General features: G+C 73.2%; 13 protein-coding genes and 1 pseudogene. 7 read left to right on the top strand and 7 right to left on the bottom strand.

Annotated features, from left to right (window positions below; all coding sequences use genetic code 11):
- Positions 1-34: 34 nt before the first annotated feature.
- Both ACZ4IF_RS36515 and ACZ4IF_RS36510 read right to left on the bottom strand, forming a co-directional pair.
- Positions 35-730, bottom strand: a complete 696-nt coding sequence (locus ACZ4IF_RS36515) for a L,D-transpeptidase family protein (RefSeq protein ID WP_359499610.1) — start codon at positions 728-730, stop codon at positions 35-37.
- 205 nt (positions 731-935) lie between these two features.
- Positions 936-2,315, bottom strand: coding sequence for an aminotransferase-like domain-containing protein (locus ACZ4IF_RS36510; protein WP_467570982.1), 1,380 nt, complete (start codon positions 2,313-2,315; stop codon positions 936-938).
- Positions 2,316-2,376: 61 nt separating this feature from the next.
- Here ACZ4IF_RS36510 and ACZ4IF_RS36505 point away from each other — a divergent pair, with 61 nt between their 5' ends.
- On the top strand, positions 2,377-3,774 hold the full coding sequence (locus ACZ4IF_RS36505; RefSeq protein WP_467570979.1) for a pyridoxal phosphate-dependent decarboxylase family protein: 1,398 nt from the start codon (positions 2,377-2,379) through the stop codon (positions 3,772-3,774).
- Positions 3,775-3,787: 13 nt separating this feature from the next.
- On the opposite strand, the gene ACZ4IF_RS36500 is transcribed toward ACZ4IF_RS36505, so the two are convergent.
- Complete coding sequence (locus ACZ4IF_RS36500) at positions 3,788-4,588, bottom strand: SDR family NAD(P)-dependent oxidoreductase (RefSeq protein WP_467570976.1); 801 nt, start codon at positions 4,586-4,588, stop codon at positions 3,788-3,790.
- 50 nt (positions 4,589-4,638) lie between these two features.
- Between ACZ4IF_RS36500 and ACZ4IF_RS36495 the strand changes: the two genes are divergently transcribed.
- Positions 4,639-5,178 (top strand): hypothetical protein, encoded by a 540-nt coding sequence (locus ACZ4IF_RS36495; protein ID WP_467570973.1) that lies wholly within the window; start codon positions 4,639-4,641, stop codon positions 5,176-5,178.
- A gap of 66 nt (positions 5,179-5,244) precedes the next feature.
- Here ACZ4IF_RS36495 and ACZ4IF_RS36490 read toward each other — a convergent pair whose 3' ends face one another.
- The 3 genes from ACZ4IF_RS36490 to ACZ4IF_RS36480 all read right to left on the bottom strand — a co-directional run bounded on the left by ACZ4IF_RS36490 (position 5,245) and on the right by ACZ4IF_RS36480 (position 8,033).
- The gene (locus ACZ4IF_RS36490; protein WP_467570970.1) at positions 5,245-6,171 is read right to left on the bottom strand and encodes an SDR family oxidoreductase; all 927 of its coding nucleotides are present in this window, start codon (positions 6,169-6,171) and stop codon (positions 5,245-5,247) included.
- A 147-nt stretch (positions 6,172-6,318) separates the two neighbouring features.
- Positions 6,319-6,948, bottom strand: a complete 630-nt coding sequence (locus ACZ4IF_RS36485) for an MBL fold metallo-hydrolase (RefSeq protein WP_359499622.1) — start codon at positions 6,946-6,948, stop codon at positions 6,319-6,321.
- Positions 6,948-8,033 (bottom strand): S-(hydroxymethyl)mycothiol dehydrogenase, encoded by a 1,086-nt coding sequence (locus ACZ4IF_RS36480; protein WP_467570966.1) that lies wholly within the window; start codon positions 8,031-8,033, stop codon positions 6,948-6,950. The genes ACZ4IF_RS36485 and ACZ4IF_RS36480 overlap by 1 nt, the downstream gene beginning before the upstream one ends.
- A 241-nt stretch (positions 8,034-8,274) precedes the next feature.
- On the opposite strand from ACZ4IF_RS36480, the pseudogene ACZ4IF_RS36475 reads away from it, so the two are divergent.
- From ACZ4IF_RS36475 to ACZ4IF_RS36465, 3 genes and pseudogenes are all read left to right on the top strand, one after another.
- Positions 8,275-9,615: pseudogene (locus ACZ4IF_RS36475) on the top strand (MBL fold metallo-hydrolase); the annotation flags it as partial.
- Positions 9,616-9,618: 3 nt separating this feature from the next.
- Positions 9,619-9,960, top strand: a complete 342-nt coding sequence (locus ACZ4IF_RS36470; protein ID WP_467571320.1) for a rhodanese-like domain-containing protein — start codon at positions 9,619-9,621, stop codon at positions 9,958-9,960.
- Entirely contained in the window at positions 9,957-10,703 is a 747-nt protein-coding gene (locus ACZ4IF_RS36465; protein ID WP_467570963.1) for a sulfite exporter TauE/SafE family protein, read from the top strand. Before ACZ4IF_RS36470 ends, ACZ4IF_RS36465 begins: the two co-directional genes overlap by 4 nt.
- 186 nt (positions 10,704-10,889) lie before the next feature.
- On the opposite strand, the gene ACZ4IF_RS36460 is transcribed toward ACZ4IF_RS36465, so the two are convergent.
- A complete protein-coding gene (locus tag ACZ4IF_RS36460) occupies positions 10,890-11,177 on the bottom strand; it encodes a metal-sensitive transcriptional regulator (RefSeq protein ID WP_345652331.1) in 288 nt (95 codons plus the stop codon).
- Between the two features lie 83 nt (positions 11,178-11,260).
- Between ACZ4IF_RS36460 and ACZ4IF_RS36455 the strand changes: the two genes are divergently transcribed.
- Complete coding sequence (locus ACZ4IF_RS36455) at positions 11,261-11,827, top strand: rhodanese-like domain-containing protein (protein WP_467570960.1); 567 nt, start codon at positions 11,261-11,263, stop codon at positions 11,825-11,827.
- A 94-nt stretch (positions 11,828-11,921) separates the two neighbouring features.
- Entirely contained in the window at positions 11,922-13,676 is a 1,755-nt protein-coding gene (locus tag ACZ4IF_RS36450) for an ABC transporter ATP-binding protein (RefSeq protein WP_467570957.1), read from the top strand.
- Positions 13,677-13,904: the final 228 nt, after the last annotated feature.

Here is a 13,904-nt window from a genome sequence, read left to right as displayed (position 1 = left end):
AGCGAACGACATTACGGACCGTGAAGCTCATCACTCATGTGCCGGGCTTGCGGCCGTACACGAACACGTCGTCGCCGTTCTTCAGCAGCGACCAGTACTTCTTGGCCGTGGTCGTGGTCATGTTGACGCAGCCGTGCGAGCCCGGCGGGTTCCACATGCTGAGGCCGACCGAGTGGAAGGCCTGCCCGCCGTCGAAGAACTGGCTGTACGGCATCGGCACGTTGTAGATGCTGGAGACGTGGTCGATGTCCCGCCAGTAGATCTTCTTCAGGCCGGTGCGGGTCTCGTACCCGTTGCGGCCGGTGCGCACCGGCACAGGCCCGTAGACCAGTCGGTCGCCGTCCTGGATCCAGCTGAGCTGGAGCGTCAGGTTCACACAGGCGATGCGCCCCTTGTTGACCGGGCACTTGCCGTCCTTGTTGGGGTTGCTCCCCACGGCCTTCTGCTTGTTCATGAGGTCCATCACGCCCCAGGTGACGGGCCCCGCGTAGCCGATGTTCGGGGTGATGCCGTGCTTGTTCTGGAAGGCCTGGATGGCCTTGCAGTCGGTGGTCGACTGCCGGCCGTCGACCGGCCGCCCGAGGAACTTCTCCACCTGCTTCTGGTACGGGCCGGTCTGCGTGGTGCAGCTCGCGGCCTGCGCGGGCGCGGCGCCCAGCGCGAGCGTCAGCGGCGCGACCAGTCCGGTGATCCCGAGCGCGACGGCGCCTCGTCTGCGTATGTCCCCCATGGTGGGCCTTCCTTTTCCTGCTTCTCTCTTGTGTCGTCGGCCTGCTAGACCCTCGTCGGGGGGCATACGTTGTGCGGCCGACGGGACTGGGACCAAACGGTGACATTCCTCGTCGCCGCCCGGCCCGTCGGGGGCGGCGCGCATGTACGGAACGTCACACGTCACACGGAGCCGGAACGCGAATCCGCGTCACTGCGTCACCGCGTCACCGCGTCAGCAGCCGCACCGCCCGGGTGAGCACGTCCGGTGTCGCCGTGAACGGCAGCCGCAGGTGGTGCGCCAGGGCGGCGCGGTCCGCGGCGAACTGCGGCCCGGGCGACACCGCCGGCCCTCGTCGCGCCGCCCGTGCCGCGAGCTCCGTGGCCAGGGTGTCGGGGCCCAGGTGCAGCCAGAGCGACAGCCCGCCGTCCGGCACCGTGCACGACCAGCCCGTCCCGGTGAGGAGTTCCGCGAGACGGTCGCGCTGGGTGCGCAGGCGGGCGCGCCGGTCGGCGAGCACCGCGGCGAGGCCGTCGGCGTCGCCCAGCAGCTCGGTGGCGATCAGCTGCTCCAGGGGCGGCGGCGACAGCTGGGCCTGGAGCGGGTTGCGCACCAGTTCGGCGACGAGTGCCGCGCGCGCCCTGATCCAGCCGACCCGCAGTCCGCTCCACAACACCTTGCTCGTCGAACCGATCTGGATCGCCGTCGCGCCGCCGAGGTGTGGCTCCGGACGCGGCGGCGTCCGCAGATCCAGGTCGCGCATGGTCTCGTCGACGACGACCGTCAGGGCGTGCCGCTCGGCGAGGGCAGCGATCTCCCCACGGGTGGGTGCGCCCATGCGCGCGCCGGTGGGGTTGTGGAAGTCCGGGATCAGGTAGGCGAGCCGGGGGCCGCGGTCGCGTACGGTCCGCGCCAGTCGCTCGACGTCCCAGCCGTGCGCGGCCGTCACCGGCACGGGCAGCAGCCGTACGCGGCGCCGCCGGAGGATCGTGAGCGCCCCCGGGTACGTGGGGTTCTCCACCAGGACCGGGGACCTGCGGTCGGTGTGCAGGTGGTCGGTGAGCAGGGTCAGCGCGGCCTGGGCTCCGGAGGTGACGAGGATCTGCTCGGGGCGGGTGGCCAGTCCGGAGCGGGTGTACCGCTCGGCGAGGAGTTCGCGCAGCCGGGGCAGGCCCGAGGTCGGCACGCCCGAGTCGACGAGCAGGGCCGCGCTGCGCTCGACGGCACGGCCCAGCGCGGCGAGACAGGCGTCGTGGGGCGCCGCCGTGACGGCCAGCGTCAGATCGAGGCCGGCGTCGCCCGCGCCGCCCCGGTCCAGGGACCACGGCGTGGTCCGTTCGGTGAGATGTGCCGGGAGCCGGACGACGCTGCCGCTGCCGTGCCGGGTGTGCAGCCAGCCGTCGTCCCGCAGCAGGGCGAGGGCGGCGACGACGGTGCCCCGGCTGACGTTCAGCGTGCGGGCCAGTTCCCGCTCGGACGGCAGTCGGGTCCCTGCGGGCAGCCGGCCGTCGATCACCGCCTCGCGGACGGCCGCGGACAGCGACCCGGCGAGCGGGCCCCGCCTGGCGCGCCGGCCGGCGAGCGTCACCGCGAACCCTGTGTCCATCGGTCCAGTTTTCCTCAAGTGGACCAGGATCTGCCGCCCGGTTCCTGCCTACGCTGCCGTCATGCACCGCACTCTCGCCGACGATCTCCAGCGGCTTCCCGATCTCCTCCAGTCCGCCCGCGACTTCGCCGCGAGGGAGGTGGGCGGGCTCGCCGAACGTCCCGTCGCCCGCCCCGACGCGGCACCCGCACGTGCGCCGCTTCCCGAGGTGGGAGTGGGCGCCGACGGGGCGCTGACCCGGTTCGCGGACCGCTGGTCCGCGGGCTTCTCCGGCTCCGCGGGCCCGCGTTACCTCGGCTTCGTGACCGGTGGCGCCACTCCCGCCGCCCTGACCGGGGACTGGCTGACGGCCGCCTACGACCAGAACGTGTCGGGCGGTGGTGACTCGTCTGCGACCGCGCTGGAACGCGAGACGCTGAGCTGGTTGCGCGAGCTGTTCGGGCTGGGCGAGGACCACACCGGAGCCTTCGTGAGTGGGGCGACGGCCTCCAACACGGTCGGGCTGGCCATCGCGCGGGAATGGCTCGGCGAACGTCTGGGGGTGTCCGTCTCGCGCGAGGGCGTCGGCGCGCTCGGGCCGGTCGAGGTGCTGTCGGGCAGCCCGCACTCCAGCATCGGCAAGGCGCTCTCCGTACTGGGCGTCGGACGGGACCGGCTGCGTGCCGTGCCGGTGCTGCCGGGCAACCGCGAGGCCGTCGACGTCGACCGGCTCGCCGACGCCCTCGACGCGCTCGGCGGGCGCCCCGCCGTCGTGGTGGCGAACGCGGGGACCGTCAACACCGTCGACTTCGACGACCTGCGGGCGATCGCCGCGCTCAGGGAGCGGTACGACTTCTGGCTGCACGTGGACGCGGCCTTCGGTGGTTTCGCCGCCCTGTCACCGTCGTACGCCTCCCTGGTCGACGGGCTCGACGCGGCCGACTCCGTCTGTGTCGACCTGCACAAGTGGCTCAACGTCCCCTACGACGCGGCCGTCCAGTTCACGCGCCGGCAGGACCTCCAGGTCCGGGTCTTCCACAACGCGTCGCCGTACCTCGGACCGCCCACCGGTGCCCCGGACTTCCTGCACCTGACACCGGAGAACTCCCGTCGGCTGCGTGCCCTGCCCGCCTGGTTCTCGCTCACGGCGTACGGACGCGAGGGTCATCGCGAGATCGTCGAACGCAATGTCGCGCTCGCCGGGCGGCTGGGCGAGGGGATCGCGCAGATCCCCCAGCTGCGGCTCCTGGCTCCGGTGCGGCTCAACGTCGTCTGCTTCACGCCGGCCGACGACCCCTCCGAGGAGCGGGTCCGCGCGCTGGCGATGGCGGTCGCCGCCTCCGGCGAGGCCTTTGTGACTCCGACGTCGTACGGCGGAACGCCGGCGCTGCGCGCGGCGTTCAGCAACTGGCGCACCACCGCGGGCGACGTCGACCGGGTGCTCGCCGCCCTGCGCCGCCACGGCGCGGACCTCGGGTAGCGGGGCGCCTGACCTAGGGGGTGCCGTCGAGCAGGGTGAGGGCGTGCCGGAAGCCGGTGTTGACCGCCATCAGGCCGCCGTCCACGGGCAGCGTCGTACCGGTGATCCAGGCCGCGTCGCGGGAGGCGAGGAACGCGACGGCGGCGGCGATGTCCTCCGGCCTGCCGACCCGCTCCAGCGGATACAGCCGTGCGAGCGCGGCGAGATGGTCCTCCCGGCCGTCCCAGGCCGTGGTGTGCACGGTGCCCGGTGCCACCAGGTTGACGCGGACGCCCCTCGGCGCGGCATGCCCGGCGAGCGTGCGGGTCAGCGACATGAGGCCCGCCTTGGCGGCGCTGTAGGAGTGGTTGCCGAAGTCCTGGATGCCGTTGACGGAACCGATGGTGACGATGGCGCCCCGGCCGGAGGCCACGAGGTGCGGGAGGGCCGCCCGGGAGCAGCGGTAGGCGCCGGACAGGGTGATGTCGAGGTCGCGGGCCCAGACGTCGTCCGTCTCGTCCTCGAAGAGCGGGGCGTCGGGGGTGCAGTGGTAGGCGTTGTTGACCAGGACGTCGAGCGAGCCGAAGGCGTCCACGGCGTGCGCGACGGCCGCCTCTACCGATGCCCGCTCCCCCACGTCGCAGCGGAACGCCTCGGCGTGACCGCCCGGTTCACGCAGTGCGGCAGCGGTCTTCTCCGCCTCGGCGACGTCCACGTCGGTGACGAGCACCCGGGCGCCCTCCTCGACGAAGCGGCGGGCGGTTGCGGCGCCGATGCCGCGCGCCGCGCCCGTGATGAGAACGCCGTGTCCCTCGAATCGCATCGTCGCAGTCATGGCAGGGAAGGTACTGCCATGATCGTCAGGACGACAGATACCGTGCGCGCATGTCCGCCTTCATACAACAACTCCCGGCGCTGATCGGCGTGGTGATCGGCGCCCTCGGTTCGTACCTGGCGATCGTCAGGGGGGACCGCGCCCGCTTCCGCCGCGAGCAGACGGCGCGGTGGGAGGAGCGGCGGCTGACGGTGTACGCGGACTACGCGCGCTGTCTGAAGAAGTCGGTCACGCTGACGTACCGGGTCGCGGCCCATCTCGGCAACGATCCGCATCCGCATCCGCTGTCGCCCGGCGAAGCGGCTCCTCTGCTGGCCGAGGCCGCGGAGGCCGGTGACCCGGCCGGTGAGGCCCTGCTGCTCCTGGGCATCCCGGACGTGGTGGAGAAGGCCCGGGCCTGGGCCGTCGTGGTGATGGAGATGGAGCGGTTCCTGAACGACGGGACTCGTGATCCGGACGGCTGGCAGGCCCTGCTCGAACGACAGCGCACCGTGCGCGAGGCGTACTACGTGGCGGTCCGCGCCGACCTGGCTCTCACGACGGGCCGTCCGGCCGGGTGGCAGGTCCCGCCGCTCCACGGGCGCCCCTGAGCCCGCCGCCCGGGCGGCACCGCCTCCCCGGCCCGTACGGCTCGCCGCCGGGCGGGAGGACCCGGCTCACCGGTAGCCCGTGGTGTCGGCCGGCTTGTCCGCGTCCTGGACCTCGACGAGATAGCGCCACGCGTCGGGGCGGCTGCCGTCGTGGTCGGTGAAGCCGTACACCTGGGCCAGTTGCCCGCTGGAGAGCGACTCCCCGTTCCAGCGTGCCACGTCCGGGTCGGCGGCCAGGGCGACGACCGCGCGGCCCACGTAGGACGGCGTCTCGGAGATGCCGAAGTGCGGGACGCGTTCCAGCGCGTCGCGCCAGTTGTCCTCGCTCACGCCGAAGGTGTCCAGCATGATCTCCGAGCGCAGCCACCCGGGCGTGAGTGCCACCGCGGTGGCACCGCGCGGCCCCAGTTCCTGCCCGAGGGCGAACGCCATGCGCAGCACGGAGGACTTGGCGAGGTCGTAGAAGAAGGACACCCGGTACCTGTCCCGGTTGTACTCGGCGGTGCCGTCGGTCATCTCGACCACGAGGCCGCCGGGACGGCGCAGCAGCAGGGGCATCGCGAAGTGACTGGTGACGGCGTGCGTCTCGACGGCCAGGCGCAGCAGCCGCAGACCCTTGTCGAGGTCGTGCTCCCAGACCGGGGTGTCCCACTGGAAGAGGTGCTCGCCGCCCCAGATGTCGTTGACGAGGACGTCGAGGCGGCCCTGCTCGTCCGCGATGCGGGCGACCAGGGCCTGGACCTCGGAGGGCACGAGGTGGTCGGTGGGGACGGCGATGCCCTGGCCGCCGGCCGCCGTCACCAGGTCCGCGGTGTCCTCCAGGGTCTCCGGGCGGTCGTACTCGGAGCGCCGTTCCCGGGTGCTGCGCCCGGTCACGTAGACGGTCGCGCCGGCCGCGCCCAGCTCCGCCGCGATCCCCCGTCCCGCGCCCCGGGTCGCCCCGGCGACCAGGGCGACCCTGCCTCGCAGCGTGTCCTGCAGCGGCTCCGACATGTCCGACCTCCGTACGCGTGGTTCCGGCGCCGCCTTTCGCGCCGGTGTTGCCCCGAGCGTCTCCCGGAAGCCGGACATCCTCTGTCAGGATTCGCCGGGACCTTTCGCCGGTCTCCGTGTGGAGGCGTCAGCGGCGGGCCACCGGCGTCAGTGGCCGCGCGCGATCCACTCCTTCAGGTGCGGGGCCTCCGCCCCGATCGTGGTGGAGTCGCCGTGCCCGGTACGCACCACGGTGTCGGCCGGGAGGCTCAGGAGCCGCTCGCGGATGGACTCGACGATGGTCGGGAAGTGGGAGTAGGAGCGGCCGGTGGCGCCCGGGCCTCCCTGGAAGAGGGTGTCGCCGGTGAAGACGGTGCCCAGGCCCGGGTCGTACAGGCAGACCGCGCCCGGAGCGTGGCCCGGGGTGTGCAGGACCGTCAGATCGGCGCCGGCCGCCTCGATCACCTGGCCGTCCTGGAGCCAGGCGTCGGGGAGGCGGTCGGGGTGGGTCAGCTTCCACAGCGGCAGGTCGTCCGGGTGCAGCCAGATCGTGGCGCCGGTGCGGTCGGCGAGGGCGGGGGCCGCGTCGATGTGGTCGTTGTGGGCGTGGGTGCACACGATCGCGGTGAGCCGCCGGTCGCCGACGGCCTCGGCGATGGCGTCGGCGTCGTGGGCGGCGTCGATGACGACCGCCTCGTGGTCGTCGGCCACGATCCACACGTTGTTGTCGACGTCCCAGGTGCCTCCGTCGAGCGAGAAGGTGCCCGAGGTGACGAGGTGTTCGATACGGGTGGTCATCACAGCTCCACCACCGAGCGCAGCACGTCGCCGTGGTGCATCCGCTCGAAGGCCGCCTCCACCTCGTCCAGCGCGATCGTCTCGCTCACGAACGCGCCGAGGTCCAGGCGCCCCTGCAGGTGCAGGTCGATCAGCATGGGGAAGTCGCGTGAGGGCAGGCAGTCGCCGTACCAGGAGGACTTGAGGGCGCCGCCGCGTCCGAAGACGTCGATCAGCGGCAGGTCCAGCTTCATGTCCGGGGTGGGCACTCCGACGAGGACGACGGTGCCCGCGAGGTCGCGGGCGTAGAAGGCCTGCTGGTACGTCTCCGGGCGGCCGACGGCCTCGATGACGACGTCGGCGCCGAAGCCGCCGGTGAGCTCCCGGATCGCCTCGACGGGGTCGGTCTCGCGGGAGTTGACGGTGTGCGTGGCGCCGATCTCGCGGGCCGTCGTCAGCTTCCGGTCGTCGATGTCCACGGCGATGATCTTCGCGGCGCCCGCGAGGCGGGACCCGGCGATCGCCGCGTCGCCGACGCCTCCGCAGCCGATGACCGCGACGCTGTCGCCGCGGCCCACGTTCCCGGTGTTGATGGCCGCGCCGATCCCGGCCATCACGCCGCAGCCGAGGAGGCCGGCGACCGCCGGGGACACCGCGGGGTCGACCTTGGTGCACTGCCCTGCGGCGACCAGGGTCTTCTCCGCGAAGGCGCCGATGCCCAGGGCGGGCGAGAGCTCGGTGCCGTCCTTGAGCGTCATCCGCTGCTTCGCGTTGTGCGTGTTGAAGCAGTACCAGGGCCGGCCGCGCAGACACGCCCGGCACTGCCCGCACACCGCACGCCAGTTGAGGATGACGAAGTCGCCGGGCGCGACGTCCGTGACGCCGTCGCCGACCGACTCCACGATCCCGGCCGCCTCATGGCCGAGCAGGAACGGGAAGTCGTCGTTGATGCCGCCCTGCTTGTAGTGGAGATCGGTGTGGCACACCCCGCAGGCCTGGATCTTCACCACGGCCTCGCCGGGTCCCGGGTCCGGTACGACGACGGTCTCGACGCGCACCGGCTCGTTCTTGCCCGGTGCGATCACGCCCCGCACTTCCTGCGCCATGTGATTGAGCCCTTCCCTAGGTCGACGTTCCGTCAACCGACCCTACGGGGTGACCGACCGGTAGAAGGCCAGGTGACGCACGTCCGCCCCGTTCTGGGGTCGCCCCGTTCCGGGGTCGCGCCGGGCGGGGCCGCCGAGGCGAACCGCCCCGGGGTCAGATACCCCCGGGGGTACTTCTGCTACCGTGAATATACCCCCGGGGGTACTCACCCTGCGGGTTCACGAGGAAAGGAGTGCTGCCGTGTTCTTCGTCGACACCATCGAGGTGCCGGGCCTGGGCAACCGCGGCTATCTGGCGGGCGGCCCGCAGGGCGCCGTGGCGGTCGATCCGCCCAGGGACGTCGACCGGCTGATCGCGGCGGCGGCCCGACGGGACGTGCGGATCACCCACGTCGTGGAGACGCACCTGCACAACGACTACGTGACCGGAGGGCTGGAACTGGCCCGGCTGACCGGCGCCGCCTATCTGGTGCCCGCCGGCGCACGGGTCGCCTTCGAGCGGGTCGCGGTGGCCGACGGGGACCGCTTCGACGTCGACGCCGGTCTGGTCCTGCGCGCCCTGGCCACCCCCGGTCACACCCCGCACCACACGTCGTACGTGCTGGAGGAGGGGGGTCACGCGGTGGCGGCGTTCACCGGCGGCTCCCTGCTCATCGGCACGGTCGGGCGCCCCGACCTGGTCGAGCCACGGCTGACCGGACAGCTGGCACGGGCCCAGCACGCCTCCGCGCACCGGCTCGCCGCCGAGCTGCCCGACGACACCGCGGTGCTGCCCACCCACGGCTTCGGCAGCTTCTGCTCCGCCGGGGACGCCACCGGCGAGGCCACGACCATCGGGCAGGAGCGTGCCGTCAACGAGGCACTGGTCAAGGACGTCGACACCTTCGTGGCCGACCTGCTCGCCGGACTCGACGACGTGCCCGCGTACTACGCGCACATGGCTCCGGCCAACGCGGCGGGACCCGCGCCGGTCGACCTCACCCCGCCCGCACCCGCGGACGCCGAGGAGATCGCGGCGCGCCTCGCCGCCGGCGAGTGGGTCGTGGACCTGCGCAACCGCGTCGCGTTCGCGGCGGGACACGTCGCCGGGTCCGTCAACTTCGAGGCCGACGGCCAGCTCGCGACGTACCTGGCCTGGCTGCTCCCGTGGGGCAAGCCGGTCACCTTGCTCGCCGAGTCACCGGAGCGGATCACCGAAGCCCAGCGGGAACTCGTCCGTGTGGGCGTCGACCGCCCCGCCGCCGGGGCCGTCGGCGCGCCCGCCGACTGGCTGCGCGAGGGGGAGGAACCACGCTCCTTCCCGCGCGCCCGGTTCGCCGACCTGGCGGGCTCGTACGGCAGCGGAATCGTGGTCCTGGACGTGCGGCGGGCGTCCGAGCGGGTCCAGGGCCACATCGCCGGATCGGTGCACATCCCCGTCCACGAGATACGCGACCGGCTCGCCGAGATACCGGGCGGCACCGTCTGGGTGCACTGCGCCGGAGGCATGCGGGCCGCCATCGCCGCGTCCGTCCTCGATGCCGCCGGCCGTGACGTGGTCGCCGTGGACGACTCCTTCGCCGCGGCGGGCCCGGCCGGTCTGCCCATGGCACGGATCACCCCGGCGGAGGCCGGCGAGCGCACCGGCCCGGGGGCCGAGGCCGTCCTGCTGGACGTGCGCGAACCGGACGAGTGGGCGCAGGGGCACGCACCGGGCTCGGTGAGCGCCCCGCTGTCCGCGCTCGCCGCCGGAGGCGACCTGCCCGTGGCCGCCCGGCACCGCCCCCTCGTCGTCGTGTGCCGCTCGGGGGTGCGGTCCCGTGACGCCGTCGCGCTGCTCACGGCCCGCGGCCTCGACGCGGTCGACGTCGTCGGGGGCATGCGCGCCTGGGTGCGGGAAGGCCTGCCGTCGGTCCGGGAGCACGGGAACGGCGGCCCGACGGCGTGAGCGATCTGATCCTCGCCCTGGCCGCCGGTGGTGTGATCGGGCTGGCGCTCGGCGCGCTGGGCGGCGGGGGCAGTGTCCTCGCCGTCCCCGCCCTGATCTATCTGCTGGGCTTCACGCCCTCCGCGGCCACCACCGCGAGCCTGGTCATCGTCACGGTCACGTCGGTGACCGCGCTCGCCGCCCACGCCCGGCAGGGCACGGTCCGCTGGCGGGCAGGCGCGCTGTTCGCGGCGGCGGGGCTGCTGCCCGCCGCCGCGGGCGGAGCCGTCGCCGGACGGCTGCCGGCCTGGCTGCTGACGGCCGCCTTCGGGGTGGTCGCCGCGCTGGCGGCGGTGCGGATGCTGCGCCCGTCGTCGGCCGATCCGGAGGCACCGGCCCCGCGGGGCGGCCGGATCGCCGGGGCGGGCGCCGGGCTCGGAGCGGTGACCGGTGTCCTGGGCGTGGGCGGCGGCTTTCTCGCCGTACCGGCGCTGGTCGGTGTGGTGGGTCTGCGGATGCGGGCCGCCGTCGGTACGAGCCTCCTGGTGATCACCGTGAACTCGGTGGCGGCACTGCTGGCGCGCACCGGTACGGCGGAACGGCTCGACTGGGCGGTCGTCGCCCCCTTCGCGGGTGCGGCGGTCCTCGGCGCGTGGGACGGCAGACGGCTGGCGGCGAAGGTCCCGGGCGCCGCGCTGCGCCGGATCTTCGCCTGGGTCCTGCTGGCGGTGGCCGCGTTCATGCTGATCGACGCCGTCGTATGACCGGGGCCCGTCACGGGACGACCTGCTCGGCGGACCGCCGTACCACCGACGTAGCCGCGGACCGCCGTACCACCGACGTAGCCGCGGACCGCCGTACCACCGGCGTCGCCGTGGACCGACGGGCCGCGAGCGTCGCCACGGGGCCGACGGGTGACGGCGGGGCCGCACGCCCGGCGGCGGAGCGCCTCACGCCAGTGAGAGGAAGAGCTTCTCCAGCCGGGCACGCATCGCGTCCCTGTCCTCGCCGTTCTTCGCGCCGTCCTCGACATCGGTCAGGCACTGCTGGAGACCGGTGGCGATGATCGCGAATCCGGCCCGGTCGAGAGCACGGGAGGCCGCGGCGAGCTGGGTGACCACGTCCTCGCAGTCGCGCCCCTCCTCGATCATCTTGATCACACCGGAGATCTGACCCTGCGCACGACGCAGTCGGTTGAGCACCGACTTCAGCTCGGCACCCGCGAGATCCAAGTCCACGACAACACTCCTCCACCGATACCCCTAGGGGTATCGTACTCCGCCCTCCGGGGCACCCACGAAGAGCAAGGATGACACCCGACATGACGACTCCCTCGACCCTCGACGCCGACCAGGCCCGAACCCGCCTGTCCGAGCTCACCGTCCTCGACGTCCGGACGCCCGGCGAGTACGCCTCCGGGCATCTGCCCGGCGCCCTGAACGTCCCCCTCGACCAGCTGCACCGCGCCCTGCCCGCCCTCAAGGACATCACGTCCGGCCTGCTGGTCGTCTGCGCCTCCGGCGCGCGCTCCGACAGCGCCCGCAGGACGCTCGCCGAACACGGTGTGACGGCCGCGACCCTGACCGGCGGGACGAGCGCCTGGGCCGCGCGCGGCCATGAACTGGACCGTCCCGCGACCGCGTCCCGCACCACCTGGTCCATGGAGCGCCAGGTCCGGTTCACCGCGGGCAGCGTGGTCCTGGCCGGGCTGGGCCTCGGACTGCTGCACCCCGCCTGGCAGTTGCTCTCGGCGGGCATCGCCGGCGGCCTGGTCTTCTCCGCCCTGACCAACACCTGCGGCATGGCGGCCGTGCTGGCCAGGCTGCCGCACAACCGGCCCCGGCCCGCCGACCTCGACGCGACGCTCGCCGCGCTGGCGGCACGCTGACTGTTGTATCCCGTAAGGGAGTTGACCCGCTCCCGGTCCCGGCGGGCCCGGACGTAGCCTGAGTGCTCCGCACCGACTCACGCCAAGGAGCGCCGTGAGCCTCACCGACGCCCAGCCCGAGGTGCCCGCGTGGCGCCTGCTGCTCGGCTACGTACGACCGCATCGATGGGCCCTGCTGGCCGGCGCGCTGCTGGCGCTCGCGACCGGCGCCACCGGGCTGGTGCTGCCGCTGGTGGCGCGGGGCCTCATCGACGACCTGTCGCACGACCGGCCGATCGGGCGGGCGCTGCTCGGGATGGCGGCGCTGGTGGTCACCAACGCGGCGGTGGGGGCGACGGGTTCGTACGTCCTGCGGCGCACCGCGGAGTCGGTGGTGCTGGGCGCGCGGCGCACCCTGTCCTCGTATCTGCTGCGGCTGCGCATACCTGCCGTGGACCGCAGCGAGCCGGGCGATCTGATGTCCCGCATCACCTCCGACACGACCCTGCTGCGCGAGGTGACGACCGACTCCCTGGTCGGCATCGGCACGGGCGGGCTCACCCTCGTCGCGACGGTGGTCATGATGGGCCTGGTCGACGTGGTGCTGCTCGGGGTCACCCTCGCCGTGATCCTGTGCGCGGGCACGGTGCTCGGGGTGATCGTGCCGCGCATCAACCGGGCCAGCAAGCAGGCCCAGGACGCCGTCGGGCTGATGGGTGCCGCGCTGGAGCGGATTCTCGGCGCGCTGCGCACCGTGAAGGCGTCCGGTGCCGAGCACCGCGAGGAGGCGGCCGTCCACGCCGCGGCCGAGGAGTCGTGGCGGCAGAGCGTCCGGGCCGCCAAGTGGTCGGCCGCCGCGGGCAACACGGCCGGACTGGCGATGCAGATCGCCTTCATCACGGTGCTGGCGGTGGGCGGGGCCCGCGTCGCGACGGGAGCCGTGGACGTGGGAACCCTGGTGGCGTTCCTGCTGTACGTGTTCTATCTGATGTCGCCGATCCAGCAGGTGGTCGGCGCCGTCACCCAGTACCAGACCGGTGCCGCCGCGCTCGCCCGGATCCAGGAGGCGATGCGGCTGCCCGCCGAACCCGCGGCGGTGCCCGCGCCGTTGCCCTCCCCCGGCGCCGAGCCCGCGTCGCTCACCTTCGACGACGTCCGCTTCCGGTACGCCGACGACCTGCCGTACGTCCATCACGGTGTGACGTTCGCCGTCCCGGCGCGCGGCATGACCGCGTTCGTGGGGCCGTCCGGAGCGGGGAAGACGACCGTGTTCGCGCTGATCGAGCGGTTCTACGACCCCGAGTCCGGGGTCATCACCGTGGACGGCCGGGAGCTGGACCGATGGGACCTGCCGCAGCTGCGGTCCGCCATCGGTTACGTGGAGCAGGACGCCCCGGTGCTCTCGGGCTCGCTGCGCGACAACCTGCTGCTGGGCAATCCGCGGGCCGACGAGGCCGAGATCGTCCGCGTGCTCAAGACGACACGTCTCGACGGGCTGGTCGCCCGGCTGCCCCGCGGTCTGGACACGCTGGTCGGCCACCGCGGCACCAAACTGTCCGGCGGCGAACGTCAGCGGGTCGCCATCGCCCGCGCGCTGCTGCGCCGTCCGCGGCTGCTGCTCCTCGACGAGGCCACGTCCCAGCTCGACGCCGTCAACGAGGCGGCGCTGCGCGACACGGTCTCCGACGTGGCCCGGACGACGACGGTCCTCGTGGTCGCGCACCGGCTGTCCACCGTCACGACGGCCGACCGCATCGTCGTGATGGACGCGGGCCGCGTCCGTGCCGTGGGGACGCATCGCGAACTGGTGGCCGCGGACCCGCTGTACGCCGAACTCGCCGCAACGCAGTTCCTCGCCACCGCCGGGTGAGACGGCGGGGCCCCGGCACGAGAAAGAGGGCCGGTTCGGTGAGCGAAGAGATATTCGCCCACCGAACCGGCCCTCCGTGCTCGTACGGGCCGATCCCGGTGCTCGTGAGGGCAGGCCCTTTGCCGGACTAGCCCCAATGCCGTGTAGTTAGGGGCGGGGCTGGTGTGTCAAGCAGTCTGAAGCAGAGATGGAGCTCCTGCTAGAACCGTGTCGACCAAGATCACTGTT

The sequence above is a fragment of the Streptomyces sp. NPDC025784 genome (assembly GCF_055558435.1).
The sequence above is the reverse complement of the archived record's forward strand: the minus strand, read 5'-3'. Positions and strand labels throughout refer to the sequence as shown.

What these genes read in the sequence shown, in the direction of transcription:
- ACZ4IF_RS36515 (WP_359499610.1), bottom strand. Translation starts at nt 730, where the DNA reads ATGGGGGACATACGCAGACGAGGCGCCGTCGCGCTCGGGATCACCGGA.
- ACZ4IF_RS36510 (WP_467570982.1), bottom strand. Translation starts at nt 2,315, where the DNA reads ATGGACACAGGGTTCGCGGTGACGCTCGCCGGCCGGCGCGCCAGGCGG.
- ACZ4IF_RS36505 (WP_467570979.1), top strand. Translation starts at nt 2,377, where the DNA reads ATGCACCGCACTCTCGCCGACGATCTCCAGCGGCTTCCCGATCTCCTC.
- ACZ4IF_RS36500 (WP_467570976.1), bottom strand. Translation starts at nt 4,588, where the DNA reads ATGACTGCGACGATGCGATTCGAGGGACACGGCGTTCTCATCACGGGC.
- ACZ4IF_RS36495 (WP_467570973.1), top strand. Translation starts at nt 4,639, where the DNA reads ATGTCCGCCTTCATACAACAACTCCCGGCGCTGATCGGCGTGGTGATC.
- ACZ4IF_RS36490 (WP_467570970.1), bottom strand. Translation starts at nt 6,171, where the DNA reads ATGTCGGAGCCGCTGCAGGACACGCTGCGAGGCAGGGTCGCCCTGGTC.
- ACZ4IF_RS36485 (WP_359499622.1), bottom strand. Translation starts at nt 6,948, where the DNA reads ATGACCACCCGTATCGAACACCTCGTCACCTCGGGCACCTTCTCGCTC.
- ACZ4IF_RS36480 (WP_467570966.1), bottom strand. Translation starts at nt 8,033, where the DNA reads ATGGCGCAGGAAGTGCGGGGCGTGATCGCACCGGGCAAGAACGAGCCG.
- ACZ4IF_RS36470 (WP_467571320.1), top strand. Translation starts at nt 9,619, where the DNA reads ATGGCACGGATCACCCCGGCGGAGGCCGGCGAGCGCACCGGCCCGGGG.
- ACZ4IF_RS36455 (WP_467570960.1), top strand. Translation starts at nt 11,261, where the DNA reads ATGACGACTCCCTCGACCCTCGACGCCGACCAGGCCCGAACCCGCCTG.